Here is a 25,816-nt window from a genome sequence, read left to right as displayed (position 1 = left end):
GTCCGCCCTGCCGCCTGCTTCACGTCGTGCCCGGCGGCGACTATGGCTACAAGCGCCGCTACGATGACACGCATGTTTTTAATGGTTGGGATGGAGAACTACCCGGCACGCTGCCGATGCTCAAAGGCACGGGCGAGGCGCCCTGCGGTGTCATTTCCACCGACCGACTTGCGCTTCCAGCCGGCTACGCGGGATCACTGCTCGTCGCTTCATGGGGCGATGCCACCATCGAACTGTATCGTCTGAAGCCGCTGGGCGGATCGTTCAGCGCGACGAAGGAAAATCTCGTTGTGGGCGAGAAGAAGTTTAACGAAGCCTTCTGTCCCGTGGATTTCGCCGCCGCGCCGGATGGCTCGCTCTACGTCACCGACTGGGCCGACCGCACCTCGTATCCCGTTCATGGCAAGGGCCGCATCTGGCGGCTCGCGGAGAAGAAGGGTGTGAAAGTGGAGCCGCCAACTCACGAGCAGCCACTCGCCGAGACAAATGCCGCCGCGCTGCGCTTCCAACGATTGCTCGCCGCTGATTCGCCGAAGCAGATTGATGAACTCAAATCCGCGCTCACTGATGCCGATCCCTTCATCCGCTCCGCCGCGATCACTTCGCTGGCCAAGCCCGCCTACCGCGATGCAGCATTGAAGGCTGCGGATGATGCGGATGCCGCCGTGCGGCTCGGCGCATTGTCCGCGCTGTGGCGTGGTCAGGTTGCAGATCCGGTGCCGCTGATCCGCAAGCATTTGTCCGACCCAGACGAGCGTGTGCGTTTTCTCGCGCTCTGGTGGGCAGGTGAAGATGGCATCAAAGCGCTCGCAAATGATCTCAGCCGCGCCGTCGCACAGGAACCGACTCCGACCTTGTTCCAGGCTTACCTCGCCTCCGCCGAAATGCTCGCCACGGACGCTTCGGTGCCTGCCTCAAGAGCAGCGCTCACCAAGCCCCCGGTGCCCGTGCGGCAGCAATTGCTCGCCAGCATTCTCTATGATGACAAGCAACCCGCCGCGCTTCACGCGATGGCCGCAGCGACCGTCTCCACTTTGACCGACGCGAAGACCGCCGAGCGCCTGCTGCACTTCGCACGCAACGGCGACACGAAACTCCGACAAGAAGCCATCCGCACTCTCGCCGCCTGTCCTCATGCCGACGTGCCAGGTGTGCTGAAGTCGCTCGCACTCGACACCAAACTCACGTCCTCACTGCGAGCCGATGCGATCCTCTCACTCGCCCGACGCGATGCGACGCAACTCCCCGCGCTGACCGAATTGCTCAATGACAGCGAACCACATGTGCAGTTGGAGACCGCGCGCGCCCTGCGTCTCGCGATGAGCGAAGCCCCAGTGCGCATGGCATTGCAAGACAAGCTCGCCTCTTTGAGCGACACATCTTCAGCCTTGGCCGAGCAGCTTCAGTTTGCGCTCACGTCCAGTGCAGCCAAGCGTCCTGCCACTCCCGCCGACTGGCGCAAAGCTGTGGCCGTGGGTGGTGATGCCGAGTCCGGCCGCCGCGTGTTCCACAGCGTGCAAACTGGCTGCACGATGTGTCATCAAGCAGAGGGACGCGGCACAAGCATCGGCCCGGAGCTGACAAACGTCGCCCGCTCATTTGATCGCGCCAAACTCATCGAAGCCATCCTCGATCCCTCACGCGAAGTCGCACCGCAATACGAGCATCACATCGTCGAAACAAAGTCCGGCACCACCTACTCCGGCGTGCTCGTTCACATTGGCCTCGATGGCTCCCCTCTGATCAACGCCCTCGGCACTGGCCGCCAACGCATCCCCACCGCTCAGATCACACGTCACACCACATCGCCCCTCTCGATGATGCTCTTCGGCTTGGAGAACACCATGACCGTCCACGACTTCCGCGACCTGCTCGCCTTCCTGCTGACTGGCAAATAGAACCTCCCACCATGAAGCACACTCTCTCAATCCTCTTCGGCTCTCTCTGCATGTCATCTTCTCTCACCTGGGCTGCTGATCCACTGGTCTTCATCTCCGCCTTCGCTTCTGGCGACAATGCGGGCACCGTTCCATGAGGTTCGAAGTTCACGGCCTTGTTCAGAAGATCAAGGTGCTTGCAATGACGTCGCTTGCCCTGTCCAAAGCACTTCCATATGGCTTTCCTGTGCCGGATTCCTCACAACCACTCATCACGGACAAGGTCGACTTGATTTTTTGAATTTGTTGTCAGCCTTACTTGAAAAACACGTCCTCATGCGCATACGGCGGCGCGCAGCAGCAGAGGAAACGCAGTGTCTGTGAAGCCGTGATCTGATGCCACGCGTTGGGTGGAATGAGCATGGCATCTCCGGGACCCACCTCGCGGGTTTCGCCGTCGATCTCCATGGTCCCCTGCCCTTCGAGGATGAAGTAGAATTCTTCGCTGAGCTTGTGGTAGTGGCGGTCGGTCGGCTGCCCCACGGGAACGGTGGCCTCGGCGAGGCTTTGGTTCTGTACCGGCGCGTTGGTGCGGTCCAGGATGCTGCGAATGGTGCTGCCGTCCTTGGTGGTGAAAGGCGTCTGCTGGGAAAGCTGATTGAGGGTCATGCAGCGCACTCTTAGCCTCAATAGGGAGACTGGAAAACACGGATTTGCATTCCGTCAGGATGAGATGGCCGCAGAGTAAATCAGATGGGATCAACCATGGAAGACACGGGAACCAGATTCTGGCTTCCGTGTATTCCGTGTGTTCCGTGGTCAATCTTCAGGCTTTCCTCTCTCAAAACTCAGGCCACCAGCCCGAGCTCCGAACACGCATGGGATGAGCGGTCGGACGCGAGCAGGTCGCCGATGGCGGTGAGGATTTCGTTGGCCGAGTAGGGCTTGTTCAAGAAGGTGTTGATCTGGAGCGACGCCAGCGCGGCGGCCTTGTCCTGACGGCCTTTGGCGCTGCCCATGCCGCTGGTGGCGATGATCTGGATGTTGGGGTCCATCTTTTTCAAAGTGCGCGACAGAGTGACGCCATCCATGAAGGGCATCATGATGTCGGTGAGCACGGCTTTGACCTCTCCGCGGTTCTGGGAGAACTGGGCGATGGCTTCCGTGCCGTCTCCTGCGGTGATGACACGGTAACCATGCGCGCACAGGGTCTTCTGCACGACTTCACGGATGACCTCTTCATCATCCACGACGAGAATCAGCTCTCCCTGGCCGCGTGGGGCCTGCATGGCGGGGGCGGCGCTGCTGGCAGCCACCGCATCCGGGGCGGCAGGCAGGTAGATCTCAAACACACTGCCCATTGCCACACGGCTGCGCAGATTGACGAATCCCTGGTGGCTTTTGACGATGCCCATCACGGTGGAAAGTCCCAGCCCGGTGCCTTTGCCGGTTTCTTTAGTGGTGAAGAAGGGATCAAAGATCTTGTCAATGACATCGGCCGGGATGCCATCTCCAGAGTCGGAAACGCGGATCACCACATAGGGTCCGGGCATGGCATCCACGTTCATGGCGGCGAAGTTTTCATCAAGCCGGGTGTTTTCCGTGGTGAGCGTCAGGACACCGCCCGCGGGCATGGCGTCACGCGCGTTGACGCAGAGATTGAGCAGCACCTGATGGAGCTGGGTCGGATCTCCAATCACTGGCCAGACGTCTTCGGGCGTGCTGGCCGAAAGGGTGATGTTTTTGGGGAAGGTGCCTGACATGATCTTCATCATGTCCGAGGCAAGCTGGCTGGTCTCCACCACGTGGCGCTGACCGCTCATGTCACAGTTCACCGTGAGCAACTGCTTGATGAGATCCGCGCCGCGCTGGGCGTTGGTCTCGATGTTGCCGAGCATTTTTTCAAAGTCCTCCGGCGGCAGCTTGCGGCGCAGCATGAAGGAGGAGATGAAGATGGGCGTCAGGATGTTGTTCATGTCATGGGCGATGCCGCTGGACAGCCGCCCCACGCTTTCCATGCGCTGAGAGCGCAGGAACTGCGCCTCCATGTTTTTCTTCTCGGTGATGTCCTCCACCACGGCGACGAAGGATCTCACGCCATCCATTTCCAGCACACTGATGCGCGAGCGCGTGATGAATGGAGTGCCGTCTTTTTTCCGGGAGTTCATTTCCCCCATCCAGGCCCCCTTCTCACGCAGGACGCCGAAGAGTTCATCCATGGCACGCCGGCCTTCATCCTGCGGCAGGCTTTTGATCACTGAGTAGTGCTGACCGATCAGCTCTCCACTCTTGTAGCCAAACATGGTGTTGCAGGAGTCATTGCTGAAAACAATGATCCCGTCTTCATCGCAGACGGTCACACCTTCGGCCATGCTTTCCAGCACCCGGCCCTGCATCTTCAGGGCTTCATCCGTCTTTTTGCGTCCGGTGATGTCGGTGTTGATGGCGAGCACGGACTTGGGCTGACCTGCGGCATCGCGCACAAGAGTCCAGTGACCGACGATCACCAAACCGCGGCCGTCTTTGCCGATCTGTTGCAGTTCCCCCACCCATTCGCCGGTCTGAATAACCTGCTCGCTGGCGCGGTAAAACGCCTCCGGATCTTTGTAGAGCAGCTGGGCCAGCGGACGGCCAGCGACCTCCTGCGCGCTCCAGCCATACAGCCGCTCGGCACCCTTGTTCCAGTAAGTGATGCGTTGTTCCAAATCATGCGCAAGGATGGCGTCCTGCGCTTTGTCGAGGAGGGAGGCCTGCTCGCGGAATTTTTCCTCAAGCATGCGCCGCTCAGCCATCTCGCGTTTCAGCTCCTCGTAGGCCTGCTCCGCTTTTTCACGATGGCGCACGGCATCCGCCATCATGCTGACGGCTGCGGCTTGTGACTCCTCCAGCTCGCGGGTGCGTTCACTCACCATGTGGTGAAGATCGCCAAACTCGACCTTCGATTCCTGCAGTCGCAGCCATTTCTGCGTCAGCGCATTGGCCATTTGCAGGATCTCGATGGTATCAAAAGGCTTCTTCAGCACCAGCAGCCGGTCCTGGGGATTGATCTGGTCCTGCATGTCATTCCATGAGCAATCCGAAAACGCCGTGCAGATCACCACCTGCAGATCTGGGCAGACCTTCCAGATCCGTTGCGTAGTTTCGATGCCGTCCCAGCCGGGAGGCATGCGCACATCCACAAATGCCATGGCGTACGGGCGGCCCTCAGCCAGCGCCTTCTCCACCATTTTCAGGCCTTCCTCTCCCTGCGAGGCGGTGTCGATCTCAAAGAGCATGGCCGCAGGAGCGCCAAAAATCCGGGCCTCGGCCGCCTGCAGTGCGGCGTCTTCAGAATCAGACTCGCCTAGGATTTTCCGAAAATCGTCATGGATGGCCAGGTTGTCATCGATGACAAGAATTCGGCGGTTGAGATTATCGGTCGTTTTTTTCATCATATTGTTTGGTTAAGGGCAACAGGGGAAGTTCCAGGGTAAAAACAGCGCCGCAGCCGACGCCGTCGCTCTCGGCCGTGAGCTTTCCGCCCATTTCACGGGCCGCCAGCGCGCCGCTGTGCAGGCCGAATCCGTGGCCGTCTTTCTTGGTGGTGAATCCGTGTTGAAAAATCCGCGTCAAGTTTTCCGGCGCTATGCCACCACCATTGTCGATGACCTTGATCTGGACGGTGTCTTCACCACTCAGCGCGACTCGCACCTTCATCTCTTTGGCATTTTCCTGCTGAGCGAGCGCCTGCGTGGCATTGCTCAGCAGATTTACCAAAATCGGCATCATTTTGTGCCGGTCCACCACGACGGGCGGCACCTCCTCAAACTCACGCACCAGGGAAACTCCGTGACGCGAAAGACTGGTGCTTGTCATATTGATGGCGTCTTCGATGATTTCCACCACGTCGAGTGTTTCAAGGACACCCGCCACGCGTGCGTGGTTCTGCTGCATGGAGACGATCTGCTTGATGTGCTCGATGTTGTTTTGCAGATGCCGCACCTCGTCCAGGATCGCTTTCTGAGGTTCAGCAAGATTGTCCGCCAGCTGCACCAGATAGCCGGGCAGTTCTCTGCCACGGGAGTCCTGCGTAAGAAAAAACGGGAGGTGGTGCTCATGCTCACGCAGCAGCTGGGCCACATTTTTCAAACTGGAGATCCTGAAGTGCCGTATTTTTCCGGCCACCGTCTCCGCAGACACATTCACGCTGTTGAGCACGTTGCCCACATTGTGCAGCACATTCGTCGCCACTTCGGCCATGCCTGCCTGACGCGATGTCTTGAGCAGCTGCTTGTGCGCCTCGGTCAGTTCCGCCGTACGTTCGATAACCTGGTTTTCGATCTGCGCATTGATGCTCTCCAGCCTGCTGCGTCGTTTGGCCACTTCCAAGGTCTCGGTCAGGTTTTGCTGAATCGAGATCATCAGGAAGACGTCTTCAATCATCACCCACCCGACGTACTCCAGCCACCGCCACTGGCCGGCATCCACCACGCCAAAGATGGACTGCGGCCACATCGTCCCACGCACCACATGGTCCACCACCACCACGAGGGTGGCCGTCACCAGCACTCGCCAGTCCCGATAAAACGCGAGAAAGGTCAGCGATCCAAAGATGTGGAAGTGAGTCTCAAAGCGACCGCCGGTGAGATGGATCAGGAGCGCCGAGGTCAGAATCTGCGCCACCGCGATGACATGGCGCGTGACCACCCTCCCCGGTCGCCGCCAAGCCAGCAGCACAGGGGCAGCACTGATCGCGCCACCTAAACAAATCGCCGCCCAGACATGCCACAGAGGCTGAATCTTGGACCCACTCCATGCCATGGGGGAAATCCACATGGCGATGACGATCCCGCCCAGCCACTGCATCACCATCAGCTTGGCAAACAGGCGGTCCGTCAGGATGTGATTGCGGCGCTGGGAAATGCGGTAAAGTCGCGCGGTACGCTCCTCCTCGACTGCCGCCAGCTCCGAATTCTTGCGGCCGACTATCGAGTACATGCTGCCCCTCCTTGCGTGTTGTGCTTCGCAAGCAGCCCCTTTTCAGCGCGATGGACGGTGACTTTTGTCATTTTGTTTGTGTAAATTTAGCATTACTTATAATTACTGTAAATTAATATAAGCATTGCTTTGCCCAATTTTTAACCGCGATTCAGATGCTAAATCTGGATTTAGCAGTTGGGTTGCTTCTGTCTTAAGCCCTTTCCATCGCAACCGGGGCGCTTGGCAAAGAGCGGCCGCGTTCTCCCTTTCAAAGGAATGCGAGTTGATGGGAGCACCTCTGCTGGCTACTCCTTGATCCATGCCCCATGGATTTCCCCTCGAACAGTGCCGTGCCGTGATTACTGGAGCGTCTTCCGGCCTGGGGGCGGAATTTGCGCGGCAGCTGGCTCCGAGGGCGGAGGTGCTGGTGCTGGTGGCGCGGCGGGCGGAGGCGCTGGAAAAGGTGAAAATGGAGCTGGCGGGGTCGCGGACAAAAGTGCTGTGCTGTGTGTCGGATTTGGCAACGGATGCGGGTCGGAGTGATGTGTGTGCGTTTCTCGCCGCGAATGGGGTGAAACCGAACCTGCTTATCAATAATGCCGGGATGGGTGATTATGGGAGCTTTGCGAGTTCTTCGGCGGAGAAGACGCGGACGCAGATCGAGCTCAATATTACGGCGCTGACGATGCTGACGCATGCGCTGCTGCCGCTGATGCAGACGCCGGGGGGGGTTTTGAATGTGAGCTCGCTGGCAAGCACCCTGCCGATGCCGGACCTGGCGGTGTATGCGGCGAGCAAGGCGTATGTGACGAGTTTTTCGGAGGCGCTGGCGATTGAGCTGGCTCCGAAGGGGATCACGGTGAGCTGTGTGTGTCCGGGTCCGACGCCGACGAACTTCAGTCAGACGGCGAAGCGGAATGACGGGAGTGACACGAACCGGGATGGGCAGGCTTTGCTGCGCATTCCGCCTGAGCAGGTGGTGCGTGAGGCGCTTGGGGCGCTGCAGGCGGGGCGGCCCTGTGTGTTTCCGGGGGTGGGTGTTGCGATTGCGGGGCGGGTGTTTCGGCTGATGCCGCGGGGGATCATGCGATGGGTGCTGCGGAGACGGAGTGCGAAAGAATGAGCTGGTGATGGGATTCGGGGTTTATGCCGTGTGTGTGGAATGAGATTGTTATGCGAGAGTTTGGTCCGGATGGGAGGAGTGACGGATTGGTAGAATGATGGAGGGTCAAATGATTTGGATTGATGGCTTCGGGAGACATCCTTTTGGAGAGAGCGGGTTTGTTTCTATGGATCGTGAGGTGAGAAGCTTTTTAATGGTCGTTGCGCGGGGGTGGTGGGGTGATGTACATTTGAGGCGTGCGTTGTCCTGCCTGCCGAGCTCCTGCGATTGAAACTGATGCTGCCTGCGGGCAGTGCGGGTTTTCGCTGGAGGCGGCGGATCGGGCGTTTGGGATTGCTCCGGCGTTGCAGCGTCCGATTGCGGACGTGACGGGGGTGCTGGGGGCGTTTTCGCTGAGGCGTGCGGCGCATGTGATCGGGGAGGTGGAGCGGCGGTTTCCGCAGTTGAGCATCGCGGTGGTGCTGATGGATGTGCCGGCGCAGGCGCCGCTGCTGCCGTATGCGTTTTGGTTGTTCAACCGTGGCAGTCTGTCGAGTGCGGTGGACAAGGGGGGGGCGAATCATCTGGTGATGCTGCTCATTGATACGAGCACGGACCGTGCGATCACGATGGTGGGCTATGGTCTGGAGCCGTTCATGCAGGAGACGCATCTGCAATCGTGCCTGCAGGCGGCGGAGCAGCCGCTGCGGCGGAGGCGGTTTGCTCAGGCGATCGAGTCTTTTGCGCGGGAGCTAGACCGGCAGCTGGTGGAGCTGTGCCGTCTGGTGCCGAAGCAGTTTGGTCTGGTGCCGGAAGCGCAGTGGCTGAATGCCTGTGCTGCGGGAGAAGATGCTTTGGGGATGGCGGAAAATCTGTATTGATGTGGCATGATGCTGACACAACGGGACTTCAATGAGGCGGACAAGAGTGTCCGCGCTCCCCTCTTTGGCGTTGTTCTCTACTCGGCTCTATAGTCATTTCATATTCTCCAGACCATGCTGACACGCCGCCACTTTTTGTCTTTGAGCCTTCTGAGTGGAGGGGCTTCTCCCCTGCTCCGCGCTGCGGAGTTTCTGCCGCAGTCGGTGACTTTCAAAGGGGTGGATAAATTTCAGCAGGTGGTGGCGCAGGCGGTGGCGGGAAACTGGGCGGCGCTGCCGATGGGGGCGCGGGTGGCGCAGTTCGGGCAGGCGCTGCGGGGCATCAAGTATGTGGGCTGGACGCTGGAGATTGATGATCGGATTGAGTCGCCTTCGGCGAATTTTACGGGGCTGGACTGCTGGACGTTTTTTGAGATTTCTCTGGGGCTGGCGCGGATGATTGGGAAGAGGCAGAGTGCTTATGCGCCGAGCGATCTGCTCAGGGAGATCGAGTGGACGCGGTATCGCGGGGGTGTGTGCCGTGGGAACTATCTGGACCGGATTCATTATCTGGATGAGTGGTACACGGACAACGCGGCGCGGGGAAACATTCGCAATGTGACGCGTGAGGTGGGACCGGTGGTGAGGCTGATGGGACGGGGCAATGATGAGATGTCGCTGAATCCGAAGCTCTACCGCTACCTGCGCGCGAATCCCGCGCTGGTGCCGCAGCTGAGGCAGTTGGAGGCCAGACTGGAGAAGGTTCCCTTTGATTTCATTCCCAAGGACCAGGTGGCCGCATGTGAGTCGCGCATTCAAAGCGGCGACATCATCGGCATCGTCACGAACCGCCCCCATGTGTACTGCTCGCACGTGGGCCTCGCCCTACGGACCGCTGACGGCGCCTGCCATTTCATGCATGCCTCCGCGACGTACAAGAAGGTCGTCGTGGACAAGACGGTTCATGAATACCTGAACTCGGTGAAGAGCCATGCGGGGATCGTGGTGGGACGGCCGAGGTGAGAGGGAGGAGATTGGCCGCAAAAAATATAAAACCGATCCAAAAATACGGAGTCGGAGTTTGAACCACTCATGGCCACTAATCAGACACTAATATTAAGGCAGTGGTTGGGAAGCCGTTGGGGAGATAGGCTGCCTGACAGATCTTTGATGTTCAAAAGCCAACTCACAAACTAACTGGCAAAAGAGCGGTGGGGGGGAGTTCTTTGTTCGTTAAACTGGAAGAGTTCAGCGCAGAGGCGGACAAGCTGTCGGAGGATGAACGCGCTTCTTTGGCGGCCCGCCTGATTCATGGCCTGGAAAAGCCCCATTACAGTGTTTCCGATGAGGAGGTGCTGAGCCGGGTGCGTGAGGCTGAGGCCAACCCTGATGTGATGATCACTTTTGACGAGCTTGTTTCTGGGCTTCGCTTCCGTGCGCGTTAGGTTTTCACCAACGGGTTCAAGCCGACCTTGACGAAATTTTGGAAAAAACACGGGGAGATCGCAGAGCCACTGGCGGAGGACTTTTTTTGCGGAATTCCAAACGGGCTTCAAAAGGTGGCGGAGAATCCACTCTTTTCCATTTCGGCGCCTGTGGACTGCGGCACTGCAACTTCGGCCGTTTTCCCTATCACTTCTTCTACGACATTCGGGGCGACTACGCCCGCATTTGGGTCGTGAGACAAAACTGCATGAAGTCATGAGTTAATGCATAAGGCCTGGCATGAATGGCACTCAGTTAAGGTGGGAGATCTTGGATTTTTGTGAGGCTGCCACGCAGATGGAATCAACCACAATCAGCACCAGATCGCCCCCTGAAGCCTTTATTATCGTAGGAATAATAATTTCACATTCAGAATTATTATTTATTCAAACTTGCCGAAATAAACGATGTTCTATAAAACTTATGCATGGCATCTGCTGTAAAACCATCCATCTCCACCAAGCCGAACCAACTAGTCTCAGGCCAGCCACCCGCCACGGAAAAAGACGTATGCATGCGAGTGTTCCAAGGGCACACGAAAGCTATTTTTCGTGTGGCGATGCCTGAGGACGGGCGCTTCGCGCTCACGAGCAGCGAGGACGGGACAATGCGCCTATGGCAACTGGAAGAGAACGAGGCAGACGGGGATATCCTGTGCCAAGGGCAGACGTTCTGGGGTCTCGCAGTAACAGCGGATGGCAGCCGCGCAGCGGCGGGGGATGACGCTGGAAGCATCCGCATCATTGAGATCTCTACCGCCCGCATGTTGCGCAAGTGGAAAGGGCACGAGATCGGAGTCGGCAATGTAGCCTTTCATGCGGGTGGGCGCGATCTGCTAAGCGCGGCGGATGACAACCATCTCCGCCGATGGAAAGTTGACACCGGTGCCCTCGTCGCTGAATCCAAATTGCCATTCCAGTATCTCTTTGGCGTCGCGGCCTCGGAGAATGGCCACAGGATCGTTGGTGCGGCTGTGGACGAGGGACTTGCCCTCTGGTCGGGGCACGTAGGTTCGAAGCCTGTCGTTTTCAAAGAAGATGTAGCAAGTTATTCTCCAATCAGCGTTACTGCCGATGGCCGCTTCGCCTTCACTGGCACCAGCGATGGCAAAGTAGCGAAATGGGACCTCACTGAAGGCCGCCGCGTCGTAGCTTTCGAGGGCCATAGCGACTCTCCAACTGCCATGGCGGTGACGCCCGATGGGCGCTTTTGCGTCTCGGGTGGTTTCGACCATACTGTCCGCCTCTGGGCGGCAGAAACCGGCGAGTGCCTCGCGGTTTTGCGCGGACATTCAGACTGGGTAATTGGCATCGCAATCACCCCCGATGCCCGCCGCATCGCCTCTGTCGGTAACGATAAGACTCTCCGAGTGTGGGACATCCCCGACTCCATCTTGGCCCGCGTGGCAACCTCCCGGAAGCGTGGGTATGTGAATGCCAAGGTGGTGTTGCTGGGGGATTCCGGTGTGGGAAAGAGCGGACTGGCGCTGCGGCTCTGGCATGACCGCTGGGAGAAGACTGAATCTAGCCACGGCATGGAAATTCAGCGGCTGGTGCTGCCGGACGCGGGCGACGACGAGGAGGTAATGCGCGAGGTGTGGCTGTGGGACCTCGCGGGCCAGCCCGACTACCGGCTCACGCATCAGCTCTTCATGGAGCAAACAGCGCTGGCAGTGCTGGTCTTTGACCCGCAGAAGCCGGACGTGTTTGAGACCGTGGGCTACTGGCAGCAAGCGCTGGGCAAGGTGGCGGCAAAGCACGCTGTTCCTGGCATCCTCACCGCCGCCCGCTGCGACCGAGGTGCGCTGCTCATCACCCCCGACGAAGTGCGCGAGTGGGCAGACTCCCGCAGTCTGCACGGCCCCATCCTCACTGCCGCGAAGGATGCCAAGCACCCCGGTGTGGCGGAACTACGCGCGCTCATCGAGAAACTGCTGCCATGGGACAAGCTGGAGTTTCGCAGCACGCAGGAGAACTTCCCAGCGCTGAAGGATGCCATCCTGGCCATGCGAGATTCCCAAGGCCTCGGCGGCGTGGTGGTGAAACCTGAAGAGCTGGAAGCCTGTGTTCACAAGGCTGCGCCTCATCTAGTCTTTACCCCGGAAGACCTCCGTGCTGTGACGGGTCTGCTGGCCGGTGAAGGTGTGCTCCATCAACTGCCCTATGGTGGCCTTGTGGTGCTCAATCCCTGCTGGGTGAACAGCTATGCCTCCACTCTGGTGAAGCTAGCTGGTGAATCCGACAACCAGCTCGGCCATGTACCGCTGGCGAATATCCAAGCCGGCAAACTGCCAGCCGACGGCACGCCGCGTCTTTCCCCAGAAGACGAAGCGCAGCTCCTGCCTGCGCTGGTGGCGCTCTTTTTGGAACGGGCGCTCGCCTGGAAGCAAGAAACGGACAAGGGGCCGATGCTTGTCTTCCCGAACTACGTGCGCCTGCCGCGCCCCACGCCGCCGCCGCGGCCCGGCAAGACGGTAGTGTATCGCTTCACCGGCCCGCTGGAGGAAATCTACTGCACGCTGGTGGTGCGGCTGCACTACAGCGGCCTTTTTTCCAGGACCAAGCTCTATCGGCAGGCCGTGGACTTTGACACGATCACAGAAAAACTCGCCGCGCTGACCCTTCGCGAAAGCGGCGAGCGCGGGGAACTGGACGTGTACTTCGGCGACAAGCTCGACGCTGATGTGCAGGCGGCCTTTCAGCAGTTCGTCCATGAGCATCTCATCTCCAAGGCGAAGGACGTGGAGCGACTGCGGAATTTTTTCTGTCCAAAATCGAAGTGCGGAAAGGAAGCGCTAGACCGAATCGCCATCGACGCGGCACGTGCCACGAAGAAAAAAGGCGCGAAAATTTTCTGCGCCCACTGCGGTGCTGGCATTGCCGTGGATGACGTGCTGGAGCAGCAATTCATCAGCAAGGAAGGTGGTGCGAAGGCGGATGAAGCCGGACGGAAGGCTGGCGAGCAACAGAACACCGCCTCCATGGAGCAGGTGATGGTCGGAGAAGTGATGACGCTCGTTGGAGCAGCAGACCAAATCTACCGCATCCAAGCCGAACCGGACGAAGGCGTTGACGGCGAGATCGAATTCCGCGATGCAAAGAAGAAGGCGACAGGCATCACCTTCCGGGTGCAACTCAAGTCAGGCGATTCTCATTTGAGAAAACGCACGGACGGAATCGAGGTCTTCGCGATGAAAAAGCACTATGCCGACTACTGGGCCGGAGCGAAGAAGGTGCCCGTGCTGCTCATCATCCGCAGCAGCGATGGCCGTATTCGCTACATGAACGCCACGAAGGCCATCCGCGCCGCGCAGAGGAAAGCGCCCGGCGGGCAGGTGAAGCAACTCGTGTTCATCGGGGAAGACTTCACTCCGGAAGCTGTATTGAAGCTGCGCGAGGAACGGTTGGTATAGTTGGTGTCAGGACGTTCGGATGCGAAGGTGGTGCTGAGCGGGATGAAAACAATCATTGCACATTGACCGTGGACCATCGCCTAGGAAGCACCTAGGAGACAAGACTCACATGACTTCCCAAACAAGCTATTATATCCTCGTAGGCTCCCTCCTGGTGCCAACGTGCGCAACGGTGGGCATGGCCCTTGTGCTGCGCTGGCGCAGGGAGAAACGCCAAAGGCAGGTGCGCTCTCCCATTTCTGAAAAGCTGCTGAGGCCTGCCGGCGAATCTCTGCGGCTGAGGATCGATGATCTCGGAGAGCAGTTCGGAGACCGCCTCTCCTTTGCGATGATCTTCCCGGGGGCCATGCTGGCTGCGGTGCTGCTAACCTCTGCAGATGGCAGCATCTCCCGGAGTCGTGCGGTCGTCGCATTCGTCATCTGCACGCTTCTGTTGCTCATCCTGCTACGGCGTGCATTCCAGACGCATGAGGAACTCTCCGATTACAGGCTCGGCTTTCATGGTGAGCGCGCGGTGGGGGAGGAACTGAGCCAGCTGATGGCTGAGGGGTGCCGCGTGTTTCACGATCTGCCGATGGAGCCCTACGGCAATATTGACCACGTGATTGTATCTCCTGTGGGTGTCTTTGCGGTGGAAACCAAAACGTGCCGCAAAAGCCCCGCCCCCAAGGGGAAACGCGACTGCGATGCCGACTTTGACGGTGTGGCCGTCCACTTTCCCAACTGGAAGGACACTAAGATGGTGGATCAGGCGAGGATGCAGGCGGAGCGGCTAAGCACCTTTCTGACGAGTGCGGTGGGCGCACCAGTGGCGGCGCAGGCCGTGCTCACACTGCCTGGTTGGTACCTCAAGAGTAGCGTCCCACCCGGCAAGGTATGTGTGCTCAATCCCAAGCAGATCCGACGCATCGCCGTGGATTCGCGCGCCGCCAAGTTGAACCCGGAAATGATCCAGCGCATCTGCCACCAACTTGAAGCAAAATGCCGTACGGTGGAACTTTGAATTGCGCCAGGCTCAGGCTCGGCATGATCTTGCCGCTTTCCCATCCTTCTATTGTCTCTTAATCTTATGAAACGCCTTGCTCTTCTTCTGTCTTTTGTGCTGCCGTGCTCGCTCTTTGCTGAGGAGGTGCCGCCGGTGGTGATTCATTTGTGGGAGAAGGGGGCGCCGGGGTTTGAGAAGCTGAAGGATGAGCCGGAGGTGATGAAGGGGAACTCCGTGACGCATGTGAACAATCCATCGATCACGGTGTTTCCTGCGCCGAAGGACAAGGCGAATGGTGCAGCGATCCTCATCGTGCCCGGCGGCGGGCACCGGCAGCTGGGCTTCGGGGGCGAGGGCGTGGAGCCTGCGAAGCTGCTGAACAATCTGGGTGTGACGTGCTTTGTGCTGAAGCACCGGCTGCCGCGTGAGGAGGGATCGCCCTACAACATCGACATTCATCCGCGCCAGGACGGGCAGCGGGCGATGCGGGTGATCCGCAGTCGGGCGGCCGAGTGGAACCTGGATGAGAAGCGGATCGGGATTCTGGGATTCTCGGCGGGCGGTGAGGTGGTGGACCGGGCGAGCTGCCGGGCGGATTTTCAGGTGTCGATTTATCCGGGGCCGCTGGGGGTGCCGGCGGGGCCGGTACCGGCGGATGCGCCGCCGGCGTTTTTCCTGGTGGCGAATGATGATACGAGCCACGTGAAGCCGGTGCTGGATCAGCTGGCGAAGTATGAGGAGGCGAAGCGGCCGGTGGAGGTGCACCTGTATGCGCGTGGGGCGCATGGTTTTGGGATGGGGGGACGATCGAAGCTGGCTTCGATCCGGACGTGGACGCAGCGGCTGGCGGACTGGCTGGGGGACAATGGGTTTTTGGCGGCGGCGGCTGAAGAGAAGGCGGGTGGGAAGTAGAGGCGCGGGCGATTTATGATTTTTGATTTTTGATTTTTGATTTGGTAGAGGGTGGGAGGGGTAGATGGACAGGATTAACAGGATGTCAGAATTTCAGGATTAGGGGTGTGGTGCGCGGGTGTGGTGGGAGGAATGCGGCGGTGCTGGTGGGGTGGTAGATTTGGGTGTGGCGGCGGCTTGGGGACAAGCCGCCCTACCGGGTCTGGGGTGGGCGGATGTTTGGGGGCTAGCGGAGACTGGGGGGCTGCCGCATTCGGGTATTTTCTGGTATGCATGGGCGTGTGTGTCCGTCGAAAGCGGTAGCTGCGTTCGTTCCTCACTTCGCGACCGCAGTCCAAATGGGGAGGGCGCGCTGGAGGCTGAGAAGCTGACGAGACGTGCGGAGGTGGGGGTGATTGCGGAGGGCTGCGGACTGAAGTCCGCGCTCCGGGCCGCTTTGGCCTGCGACGCTGGAGGGCGCGAGCGAGGCTGCTGCTTGCGGGGGGGATTTGAGGTGGGCGGATGCTTGGGGGCTAGCGGAGACTGAGGGAGGCTGCCGCATTCGGGTATTTTCTGGTATGCGTGGGCGCGTGTGTGTCCGTCGAAAGCGGTAGCTGCGTTCGTTCCTCACTTCGCGACCGCAGTCCAAATGGGGAGGGCTCGCTGGGGGCTGAGAAGCTGACGAGACGTGCGGAGGTGGGTGTGTTTGCGGAGTGCTGCGGACTGGAAGTCCGCGCTCCTGGGGCGCTGGGGAATGCGGTGCTGGGGGCCTAGCGGAGACTGGGGTGCTGCCGCATTCGGGTATTTTCTGGTATGCGTGGGCGCGTGCATCCGATGAAGGCGGTGGCCCATTCTTCGCTGAAGCTACGAAGGGCAGGCTGCGCTTCTTCCTTCGCTCTACGAGCTACGGAGGACAGGCTGTGCCTCGCTGCGTGACTGCAGTCTGAATGGGAAGGCTTGGGAACTTGTCTCCCTGGTGGCGCTGGTCGACGGGCAGGAACCGTAGCGCAGCGGAGATGGCCAGCCGCAGGCTGCCCGGAGGGCGAACGCCGTGAGGCAATGCCCATCGTACTCTTGGGGGGGCGCGTGGTTACTTTTCGAAGAAGCTGGCTTCTTCGCGGTCGCCGACTTTGAGGTAGCGGTAGTAGACTTCGAGCTGGAGGGTGCAGAGGCACTGGCGGTAGATTTCGTCGGCGGCGTCTCCGGCGGGCCAGTTGGGGCGGCCGCGCTTGAAGGAGCCGTCGGCCTGCTGGGCGCCGAGGATCTGGGGGAGGAACTGCTGATTGTAGAATTTCCAGTCTTCGCCGCCCTGCTGGAAGAAGGCCTGGGTGTAGTAGTACCAGCAGTAGAGATTGCAGTTTTTGTTCCAGTCGAGGGGCTCTGCGGTGAGGAAGTCGGTGAGGAATTTGATGCCTTTTTTGATGGGGGTGGTCTTGCCTTTGGCCATGGTCTGGAGGCCGAGGATGCCCACGCCGGAGAGGCTCCACTGATTGTAATGGGCGTCACGATTGGCGGTGCCGAAGCCGCCGTCCTTGGTCTGCTTGTCTTCGAGGTATTTGGTCATCTTGGTGATGGCACTGTGGAGGCCATCAATCTTGAGGCCGGAGTTCTTGGCGGCCTTGAGGGCCTGGAACTGCCAGCCGGCGACGGAGAGGTCTTCGCGGCTTTTTTTGCCGGCGTAGAAACCGGTTTCGGTGTCGTAGACCCAGCTGCCGCTGTCCTGCTGATTGTCGATGATGATCTTGACGCCTGCCTCGAAGGCTTCGCGCATGCCGGGGAGGCTCTTGCTGCCGAGGCGGGCGAGGGTGTACATTTCGCCGAGGGCGTAGGTGGCGATGCCGTGCTCGTAGACGGGGGCGTTGCCTTTTTCCGCCTGGCTGAAGAGTTTGTTTTTGTTCTTCTTCTGGGCCTCGATGAGGAACATGATGCCTTTGGTGACGTTGTCGCCGTAGAAGGGGGACTCGGGCGTCTCGCAGCGGCCGAGGTAGCACAGGAGTGCGAGGCCGGTGAAGGCGCACTTGGTGGTGCGGCCCCAGGAGCCGTCGGGGTTTTGCTTGGTCTTGAGCCATTCGAGGGAGGCGCTGACGGCGGCCTCGCACTCGGGGGAGCCGCCGTTTTGACGGAGCTTCTCAAGACGTTCCTGCGTGGAGCAGCGGCTGCGCATGGAGGGTGGGAGGGTGACGAAGCCGCCTGCGGCTCCGAGTCCCTGGCCTTTGCCGAAGCCGCCTCCGGCGCCGCCCATGCCGAAACCGCCTGCGCCGCCGAGGGCGCCGCCGCCCATCATGGCGCTGACGTCGGGCATGTCGAGCGCGTCGGGCGGGGCTTCGGGGAGGCTGATGGCGGAATTGGTGCTGGCGCTGACCAGCTTTTTCATGGGCATGGTCTTGTTGATGGAGCTGCGCTTCTTCTGCTGAACCTTGTGCTGGAGATCGGCGCTGGCCTTGGCACCCTGCGCGGTGCCGCCGCCGGGGAGGAAGTCCACCTGCTTGTCCATGACGCCGCTCTGGAAGACGATGAAGAGGGCGAGGACGCCGAGACCGGCGTGGATCAGGATGCTGAGGAGGAGGGAACTGGCGCCTGCTTTGAGCCAGAGCTGCACGAACTTGTTTGGCGGCTTGCCCACTTCGATGTGGGTGAGCGCGGGTGGGTGATAAACCTGGCCTTCGATGTGCTCGGGAATGACGGCGGCAACTTCACCGGCGGCGTCGGTCGGAGCAGCGGCTGCCACGGGCACGTCCACGCTCGGTGCGGGCATCACGGGAGCACCGGAGGGGGAAGGCATGGAAGGAGCCACGGCGGCAGGCACGGGCATGGCCACGGGGACGGCGGCGCTGGCGGGCTTGGGAGCCGGGGCGGCGGTGGGGACGGTGCCGGTGGAAGGTGCGGGCGGCGGCATCATGGCCGGCATGGGCATCTGCGGCATGTAGCCGGGCGGATAGCCGGGCATTTGCGGCGGGTAGCCCTGCGGCATGGGGTAGCCAGGGGGATAACCGGGCATCTGCGGTGGGTACCCCTGCGGCGGCGGATAGCCCTGGGGATAGCCGGGCATCTGGGGCGGGTAGCCCTGCGGCATGGGGTAGCCGGGTGGATAGCCGGGCATCTGCGGCGGGTAGCCGTGCGGGGGCGGATAGCCTTGGGGATACCCCTGCGGCAGCGGCTGAGTGACACCCGGTGGGGGCGGGGGCTGCTGCGGATTTTCCGGGGTTCCAGGCTGCTGCGGATTCATGAAGATGACCTTTTCAGAGTACGAGGACGGAACTGCGGACCCCTTTCTTGGGGTGCAGATATTCAAACACTGACAAAAAAATCAGAATCCTTCGTCGCCGCCGACCGTGAAGGTCACGTTGGCGACCTTCGCGACTGCGAGGGCGTTGAGCACGTCGATGACACGCTCATAGGTGGCCTGTTCCTCCGCCTGAATGGTCACGATGACCTTGGCGTTGCGGTTGTCAGCCTCCTGCTTGAGACGCTTGAGCGTGCTGATGAAGTCAGGGAGAGCCTTGTCGGGACGGTTGCTGTCGAATTCCTCTTCATTGAGGGTGACGGCACCGGATTCTTCAACGCCGACGATGATTTCATCCGGCATTTCCTGGGGAGCATCGGCGCTGGGGGGAGCCAGTCCGGGGAGCTGGCTCTTGAGCTCGCGCTCGACCTTCACGGAACCAACCATGACCATGAAGAAGAGCATGATGACGAACACGACGTCGATCATGGGTGCGATCTGGAAGCCGACAGCGAGCTGTTCAGTTTCGATTTCGCGATGCTTTTTTTTGCCGAGTTCAGACATGAGGGGAAGAATTACTCTTTGTTCAAGGCAGAGAAGGAGATGTCATCAATGCCCGCCTGGGCGATGACACTCATGACGCGCTGGATTTCGATGGCAGGGAGGCGTTTGTCGCCACGAATCACCGCACGGTACCTGGCGTTGGCCTCGTGGCGGGCGCGGAGCTTGTCCACAAGGGGGCTGACATCCTCATACGAGCTGTTTTCAAAGAGGATGATGGCCTTGCCATTGGTCCAGCGCACATTGAGGTTGGCCTCGTTCTGCACGTCTTTTTCCTTTTTCTTGGCATCTTTGGCGACAGGGAGCTGAATCTCCTTGTCGATACTCAACACCTGCGCCGAGGTGATGCTCATAAAGAAAATGAGCAACACCAAGAGCACGTCAATCATCGGAGCAATCTGAAACTCCGGTTCGCCATCACCACCGCCGCCGCCGCCCATAGTGTTAGAAGGTCAAGGGTTGAGTATAAGAGATAAGAGGAGGATGAATCAGGCTGCAGTGGCAGGCTGAACGTCGCCAGCGACCCAATTTGGGATGGCGGCGTAGAATTCTTCTTCGCCGACGTGGGCGTCCTTGAGATGAGCGTAGGGCATCTTGCGGAAGAGGGCCATGACGATTTCCTGGAGATCGCTCATGCTGACCTGGAGGCGATTGCGGAGGAAGTAGAAGAACATGAAGGCAGGAACGGCGATGAAGAGGCCGGAGGCGGTAGCGATGAGCACCTCACCGATAGCGCCGGAGAGCTTGGCGGGGTCCCCTGCACCGCTGGTCTTCAGGGTGGAGAAGGCGCGCATCATCCCGGTCACGGTGCCGGTGAGACCGATCATGGGGGTGCAAACACCGATAACGGAGAGGTAGTTGATGCGGGTCTGAACGGCGGCGTTGACCTTGTTGAGCTCGCTGAAGAGGGCGGCTTCGGTGGCGTCATGCCCGTCTCCGAGGAAGCTGAGTCCGACGCGGGTGGTGTTGGTGAAGGGGGAAGGATTGCCTTTGCAGAACTGGTAGGCGCCGACGTAGTCACCTGCGCGGAAGAGATCCTGAACCTGGGCGACCTGGGCAGGAGGGGCGGCCTTTTTGATGCCGGTGCGCATCCAGAGATCGACGGTGAGCCAGACGAGAGCGATGGAGCAGGCGGTGATGGGATACATGACCCAGCCACCTTCGATGAAACGATCGATCATCGATTCCGTGTGAACTTCAGCGGCAGCACCTTCCGGGGGAGCAGCATCTTCAGCATACAGGTTGAAGGAGGTAAGGACACCCAGAGCCAGCAGGACGCAAAGGAACGCGCGGGCAGGGCCGTGGGGGATGTGGCGGGTCATGATGGTGGCAGTGTTGGTTTGCATGGGGAAATGATTCAAGCTTTGGGTTTGGAGTCGGTGGGTTTGGCGGGCTCGCCTTCCTTGGGTTTGGCTGCGTCCGACTTGCCATCGGCAGCGGCGGCGTCAGCCTCTTCCTCGGGGACATTCTTCATTCCGGCAATCGCGGCTTTCTCCTTGGTGGCGGTTTCGGCGACCGGGGAACCGGGATAGGATTCACTGATGCGGGCGAGGAAGGCGTTGGCGTCCTCATAGCGCTTCATTTTGATGAGGATCTTGGCGGCATTGAGCTCGGCCTCAGGGACGCGCTGCATCTGGGTGCCGTAGAAGACGGGGATGCGGAGGTAGGCGAGCAGGGCTTTTTCCCACTCCTTCTTGCGGGTGTGAACGTCTGCGATCAGAGCCCAGAGGGAGGCGCCAATGGCGGAGTCGTCGGTTTCCTTGAGGATGCTCTGGGCTTCCACGAGGATGCCGGCGTAGTCCGAGGAGGTCTGGCGCTCGATGTCGAGCTGAATGATGCGAAGGCGCATCTTCTGAGCGTCGGTGAGCTTGAGGGCGCGGAGAGACGGGAGGGCTTTGACGACTTCGTCGAACTTGCCGCCCTGATTGAGAGCTTCGATGTAGGCGAAGTAGATGTCGATGTACCAGTTGCCCTCGATGCCTTCGAAATGCTCGAAGAAGTCACGGCCCTTCTTGAGGACAGCGATGGCTTCATCGGTCTTGCCTTTGGCGAGGAGGTCGGCGGATTCGGTGAGTTCAGCCGGATAGGGCCACTCGAGGGAATCGATGTTTTTCTTTTCCAGAATGGTGGTGGCTTTGTTTTCACCGATCTGAACGGTGCGGACAATCTTGCCGTCCTGAATGGAGAACTCGGAAGAGAAGACGCGGTTGCCGTCCTTGAGGACGATGGCCTGGCCGAAGGCGGAACCAGCGGCGAGGACGGCGAAAGCGAGCAAAAAGCGGGCGAACGAGTGCATGAAAATCGTGGGGTGGGTTCGCGTGAAATTACAGGGTGGGGAGGAGTTTCTCAGCCTCTTTCTTTTCCGGCTGACCCTCAAGATCCTTGCGTTCGATCATCTCCTGAATCGTTTTTCTGGCCTCCTCGCTCTTGCCGAGAGCCTTGAAGGACTTGCCGCAGAGGAGGTAGGCCTTGGCCATTTCATCCTTCCATTTCTGGTGGGCGATGAAGACGCGCTGGAAGTAGGCGATGGCAGCCTCGTGCTTGCCTTGGAGAGCCTCGATCTCGCCAAGCATGCGGAGGGCATTGGCGGTGGCGTGGCCGCGCCATTCCTTGGTGTTGGAGATGGTCTCAAAGATCTTCTTGGCTTCGTCATACTTCTTGAGTTTGACGAGGGTCTTGGCCTCACCCTGAGTGGCATCGAGCACGTGGGAGCTGCCGGGATAGTTGTTGAGGGCATCGCGGAAGAGTTCCAGAGCCTTGTCATTCTCGCCCTTTTCGAAGGCGATTTCAGCCAGACCGACGGGAGCGCCGTCTGAGAATTCGCTGGTCTTGAAGAAGTCTCTGAGGCGGACGTAGCAGCCATTGGCTTTCTCGAGATCGCCTTTCTTGCGGGCAGCATCACCCACGATGCTGAGGAGCATGGGGCTGAGGTCATCCGGCTTGGCGACTTCGACGATGATGGTGAGGAACTTCTCGGCCTTTTCAGGCAGCTTCATGGTCTTGGCGAGCCATGCCTTGGCAAAGAGGATGCGCATCTGAGCGGTGCCGTTCATGGCGGCCTGCGGCGGGCTGAGCAGCGTTTCGAGCTGTTTTTCGACGTCTTCAAAAGTGACCTCTGGCGCGGGAGCGGCAGCGACCACAGGGGCTTTTTCGGCGGCCTTGGCACCATCCGCAGGCGGTGTGCTGGGAGCAGAAGCTGCAGCGACGCGGCGGCGTTTCGGAGCGCTGATGGAAACGAGCTGCTGGATCAAGCCTTCCACCTGCTGATTGGCGACGATGGGGATGCGGGTTTTGATGTGTTCAGCGAGCAGCTTTTTGGCCTCCTCCACCTTGGTTTCCTTGATGAGAGCGCGGCTGATCCAGAGGATGGCCTTGAGGGCGAGGTCGTCGTTGTCCTTGTGGGTGTTGTAATAACGCTGCCACATTTCCGCCAGTTCCTTCCACTTGTTGGAGCCGACGTAGAGATCCGTCACCTGATCCATGGCGTAGGTGAGGACGTCGTCGGTCTTGGCCTTGTCCACGGCGGCGGCGAACTGAATCATCGCGTTCTCATAGTCGGCGCGCTGATTGTAGATGTCTCCGAGGAGGGCGTGCACCTGACCGATGTTCTGATCGTTCGGAGCGTCTTTGACGATGCTGAGGAGTTCAGATTCCGCGGTCTTTTTGTCGCCGCCTTGGAAATCAATGAAGGCGAGGCGGTAGCGTGCATCGACGACATACTGCCCCTTGGGGTTGTCCTTGATGTAGGTCTTGAGGGCCTTGGTGACGCTCTTGGAGTCGTTCTGATAAAAGTAAGTCAGAGCGATGCGGTACTGGAGGTCGTCCTTGTAGGTGGTCTGCGGGAAGTCCTGGAGCACCTTTTCATAGGTGGTGCGGCACTCGTCGAAGCTCTGGAGTTCGAACTGGACGCTGCCGATGAGGAAGTAGAGGCGCTCTTTGTCGGCCTTGGGGAAGCTGAGGGCTTTTTTCCAGGCGGCGATGGCTTCTTTGAGCTGCTTGTTCTGGTAGGCCAGCATGCCGAACATCATGGAGACCTCGCCGACCATGTCGCTGTCCGGGAAGTTCTCGATGAAGGATTCGCAGCCTTCGCGGGCCTCCTTGATGCGTTTCAAGGAAGCATTGACCATGATGAGGCCGTACATGCACTTGTCGCGCTGGGCGAACTGCTTGAAGTCTTTGACGACGACTTCGAAAGCGAGAATGGCCTGCCAGAGGCGGGAGGGATCACCAGCGCCTGCGTCTGTGGGGGAACCCATTTCATAGTAGCAGCGACCGAGGCGGTAGTAGAGAGAGGCATCGTAATCGGTGCGCTTCTCGATTTCAGCCATGATTTCCTTGTTGGCCTTGAGCTTGGTTTCGATCTCGTCCTTGCGGACGCCCTTGGCGGTCTTGAGCTGGGCCTCCAGCTTGGCCACCTGCTCGGTCTGGATGCGGGAGATTTCGTTCTTTTTGCGGACGAGCTGGTAGGCGCCGAGAGCCTCCTTGTAGGACTTCTTTTCCATCATCTCATCGCCGAGCTTGAGATAGATGTTGTTCATCTGAGCAATGCTGTCACCACCGGAGGCGAAGTTGCGCACCTTGTCCATGAGGGCGGTGGCTTCATCGAGCTTGCCGCTGCTGACGTAAATGTTGGCCGCGAGCATGGCGGCCTGGATGGATTCCGCGCTGCGGATGCCGTCTGCCAGAACCTTGGTGAGGATATCGAGCGCCTCGTCCTTCTTGTTCTGTTTGTTGAGGGTGTCGGCAATGATGAGCCCAGCCTCGGCTTTTTTCTCCGGCGAACTGCGCACCACATCGGTCAGCTCTTTGATCCCCTGCTCTTCCTTCTTGCTGGCGATGTAGGAGCGGCCCAGAGCCATGCGGACATCGACAATGGCGGAGCCCTGCGGGAACTCCTTCACGTAGGCTTCGAGAGATTCGATGGCCTTCGGGTAGTCGTTGAGATTGTAGTAGCAGGCGCCTTCGGTGAAGAGGATGCTCTCGAAGGGCTTGTTGTTGAGGTTTTTCTTGGCGATGGCGAGCTTGGAAAGGGCCTCCTGGTATTTGGCCTCGGCAAAGAGCGCGCTGGCGGCATTGATGAGGGCCTCAGTTTCCTGCTGGATGTTCAAAGCAGCGGGGGCTGCAGGCGCGGCGGGAGCGGCAGGGGCTGCAGGCGGAGGAGCCTGTGAAAACACAGGTGTGACAGCGGCCAGGGCCAGAGCGGCACAGAAAATGGGTCTCATGAGTTGCAGGGTGCGTTGCACATCAGCACAAGGTACTAAAAAACTACGGTGATGCACAAGCTGGAATTTACGCACTTCATTGGATGTGATGGCGCAATGTGGTTGGGCATCTGGGGAAACTGACATTTTTTGAGAAAGGGATTTGAGATTAGCAGGATGGTCATTTTTGTCACGGGAGAAAAATCAAAAGGACAAATTCTATCCACACAAAGAAGTGTTTGCGATGAAAGTCCTTTCAAAGATCTCGTGGCCCGGAGGCACCGCCATTAGCATTTCAAGGGAGTCGTTCAAGACGACTCGACATTCCTCGTTCGTCATTCAATTATCCAGCCACATGTCCAATCCTGTACTCGAAGTTTCTGATCTCACTTTCCGCCGCGGCCGCCCCATCCTCAAAGGCATCTCCTGGCGGGTGGATCCCGGCCAGCACTGGTGCATTCTGGGTCCGAACGGCTGCGGCAAGACCTCTCTCATCAACCTGATCACGGGGTATGACAGTGCGACGGGCGGGAGCCTGCGGATCGGCGAGAGTGTGTTTGGCGAGGATGACTGGCGCGAGGTGCGGCGGCGGGTGGGACTGGTGACGAACACGCTGGTGACGTACTTAGAGAGCGGAGAGCCGGTGATCGACGTGATCGCGAGCGGACGGGAGGCGAAGCTGAACCTGATCGACGAGCCGCCGGCGGCGGTGCTGCGTGAGGCGGCGGCGCTGCTGGCGCAGGTGGGCTGCGCTTACCTGAACGAGGCGCTGTGGGGGCCGCTGTCCCAGGGGGAGAAGCAGAAGGTGCTGATCTGCCGGGCGCTGATGGCGAAATTTGAGGTGCTGATTCTCGATGAGCCGTGCGCGGGGCTGGACCCGGTGGCGCGGGAGAAGTACCTGCAGTGGATGCAGTCGCTGGCGGTGCAGCCGCACTCCCCTTCCCTGGTGCTGGTGACGCACCATGTGGAGGAAATCCTGCCGAGCATCACCCACTGCCTGCTGCTGAGGGACGGCCAGGTGCATGCCTCCGGGCCGAAGGCGGAGGTGCTGAACAGCCGGAACTTGAGCGAGATTTATGGTGCGGGCGTGAAGCTGGGCCGGCGTGGGGAGCGTTATTCGCTGCGGCTTGCCTGAGCCTGCTGCCGCGCACCGCCAATCTTCAAAAGTGAGCCTTCTTAAATGAAGTGTGGGGTGCCCGGCATTTCAGACTGAGTCCGAGCGTGCCCGTTTGCGCGAGCGCTGCCAGACGGGCGCTTAAG

At 59.7% G+C, this 25,816-nt stretch carries 19 protein-coding genes; 10 read left to right on the top strand and 9 right to left on the bottom strand.

Features of this window, described 5'->3' with window-relative positions; genetic code table 11:
* Positions 1–1,898 (top strand): hypothetical protein (locus AC24GY_RS27815; RefSeq protein WP_487689736.1); only part of this gene is annotated, 1,898 nt, incomplete at its 5' end.
* Positions 1,899–1,909: 11 nt separating this feature from the next.
* The gene (locus AC24GY_RS27810) at positions 1,910–2,035 is read left to right on the top strand and encodes a hypothetical protein (protein ID WP_422317082.1); all 126 of its coding nucleotides are present in this window, start codon (positions 1,910–1,912) and stop codon (positions 2,033–2,035) included.
* 157 nt (positions 2,036–2,192) lie between these two features.
* On the opposite strand, the gene AC24GY_RS27805 is transcribed toward AC24GY_RS27810, so the two are convergent.
* The 3 genes from AC24GY_RS27805 to AC24GY_RS27795 all read right to left on the bottom strand — a co-directional run bounded on the left by AC24GY_RS27805 (position 2,193) and on the right by AC24GY_RS27795 (position 6,854).
* Positions 2,193–2,546: a cupin domain-containing protein gene (locus tag AC24GY_RS27805; protein WP_487689734.1), complete on the bottom strand. Its 354-nt coding sequence runs from the start codon at positions 2,544–2,546 to the stop codon at positions 2,193–2,195.
* A gap of 179 nt (positions 2,547–2,725) precedes the next feature.
* The gene (locus tag AC24GY_RS27800; protein WP_487689731.1) at positions 2,726–5,311 is read right to left on the bottom strand and encodes a PAS domain S-box protein; all 2,586 of its coding nucleotides are present in this window, start codon (positions 5,309–5,311) and stop codon (positions 2,726–2,728) included.
* Positions 5,289–6,854 (bottom strand): sensor histidine kinase, encoded by a 1,566-nt coding sequence (locus tag AC24GY_RS27795; RefSeq protein WP_422317076.1) that lies wholly within the window; start codon positions 6,852–6,854, stop codon positions 5,289–5,291. The genes AC24GY_RS27800 and AC24GY_RS27795 overlap by 23 nt, the downstream gene beginning before the upstream one ends.
* Positions 6,855–7,191: 337 nt before the next feature.
* Between AC24GY_RS27795 and AC24GY_RS27790 the strand changes: the two genes are divergently transcribed.
* The 7 genes from AC24GY_RS27790 (at position 7,192) to AC24GY_RS27760 (ending at position 15,592) form a co-directional block, all read left to right on the top strand.
* On the top strand, positions 7,192–7,959 hold the full coding sequence (locus AC24GY_RS27790; RefSeq protein ID WP_487689728.1) for an SDR family NAD(P)-dependent oxidoreductase: 768 nt from the start codon (positions 7,192–7,194) through the stop codon (positions 7,957–7,959).
* Between the two features lie 236 nt (positions 7,960–8,195).
* The gene (locus tag AC24GY_RS27785; protein WP_487689725.1) at positions 8,196–8,819 is read left to right on the top strand and encodes a TPM domain-containing protein; all 624 of its coding nucleotides are present in this window, start codon (positions 8,196–8,198) and stop codon (positions 8,817–8,819) included.
* 114 nt (positions 8,820–8,933) lie between these two features.
* Positions 8,934–9,821 (top strand): N-acetylmuramoyl-L-alanine amidase-like domain-containing protein, encoded by an 888-nt coding sequence (locus AC24GY_RS27780; protein WP_487689723.1) that lies wholly within the window; start codon positions 8,934–8,936, stop codon positions 9,819–9,821.
* Between the two features lie 203 nt (positions 9,822–10,024).
* Positions 10,025–10,243, top strand: coding sequence for a hypothetical protein (locus AC24GY_RS27775; RefSeq protein WP_487689721.1), 219 nt, complete (start codon positions 10,025–10,027; stop codon positions 10,241–10,243).
* Between the two features lie 467 nt (positions 10,244–10,710).
* Entirely contained in the window at positions 10,711–13,695 is a 2,985-nt protein-coding gene (locus AC24GY_RS27770; protein ID WP_487689718.1) for a DUF4365 domain-containing protein, read from the top strand.
* Between the two features lie 109 nt (positions 13,696–13,804).
* Positions 13,805–14,698 (top strand): nuclease-related domain-containing protein, encoded by an 894-nt coding sequence (locus AC24GY_RS27765; RefSeq protein ID WP_487689715.1) that lies wholly within the window; start codon positions 13,805–13,807, stop codon positions 14,696–14,698.
* Positions 14,699–14,764: 66 nt separating this feature from the next.
* Positions 14,765–15,592 carry an alpha/beta hydrolase gene (locus AC24GY_RS27760; protein ID WP_487689713.1) on the top strand — a complete coding sequence of 276 codons (828 nt, stop codon included), beginning with the start codon at positions 14,765–14,767 and terminating at the stop codon, positions 15,590–15,592.
* 1,069 nt (positions 15,593–16,661) lie between these two features.
* On the opposite strand, the gene AC24GY_RS27755 is transcribed toward AC24GY_RS27760, so the two are convergent.
* The 6 genes from AC24GY_RS27755 to AC24GY_RS27730 all read right to left on the bottom strand — a co-directional run bounded on the left by AC24GY_RS27755 (position 16,662) and on the right by AC24GY_RS27730 (position 24,577).
* Positions 16,662–18,797 carry a prenyltransferase/squalene oxidase repeat-containing protein gene (locus tag AC24GY_RS27755; protein WP_487689711.1) on the bottom strand — a complete coding sequence of 712 codons (2,136 nt, stop codon included), beginning with the start codon at positions 18,795–18,797 and terminating at the stop codon, positions 16,662–16,664.
* Positions 18,798–18,878: 81 nt separating this feature from the next.
* Positions 18,879–19,358: an ExbD/TolR family protein gene (locus AC24GY_RS27750; RefSeq protein ID WP_422321863.1), complete on the bottom strand. Its 480-nt coding sequence runs from the start codon at positions 19,356–19,358 to the stop codon at positions 18,879–18,881.
* An 11-nt stretch (positions 19,359–19,369) separates the two neighbouring features.
* Complete coding sequence (locus tag AC24GY_RS27745) at positions 19,370–19,795, bottom strand: ExbD/TolR family protein (RefSeq protein WP_487689709.1); 426 nt, start codon at positions 19,793–19,795, stop codon at positions 19,370–19,372.
* A 48-nt stretch (positions 19,796–19,843) separates the two neighbouring features.
* On the bottom strand, positions 19,844–20,701 hold the full coding sequence (locus AC24GY_RS27740) for a MotA/TolQ/ExbB proton channel family protein (protein WP_487689706.1): 858 nt from the start codon (positions 20,699–20,701) through the stop codon (positions 19,844–19,846).
* 11 nt (positions 20,702–20,712) lie between these two features.
* Positions 20,713–21,651, bottom strand: coding sequence for a tetratricopeptide repeat protein (locus tag AC24GY_RS27735; RefSeq protein WP_422321860.1), 939 nt, complete (start codon positions 21,649–21,651; stop codon positions 20,713–20,715).
* A gap of 28 nt (positions 21,652–21,679) precedes the next feature.
* Positions 21,680–24,577, bottom strand: coding sequence for a tetratricopeptide repeat protein (locus tag AC24GY_RS27730; protein ID WP_487689704.1), 2,898 nt, complete (start codon positions 24,575–24,577; stop codon positions 21,680–21,682).
* Between the two features lie 334 nt (positions 24,578–24,911).
* Here AC24GY_RS27730 and AC24GY_RS27725 point away from each other — a divergent pair, with 334 nt between their 5' ends.
* The gene (locus AC24GY_RS27725) at positions 24,912–25,691 is read left to right on the top strand and encodes an ABC transporter ATP-binding protein (protein ID WP_422321858.1); all 780 of its coding nucleotides are present in this window, start codon (positions 24,912–24,914) and stop codon (positions 25,689–25,691) included.
* Positions 25,692–25,816: the final 125 nt, after the last annotated feature.

It is taken from the genome of Prosthecobacter sp. Pr1, assembly GCF_057652315.1.
This window is presented reverse-complemented; position numbering and strand designations above follow the sequence as displayed.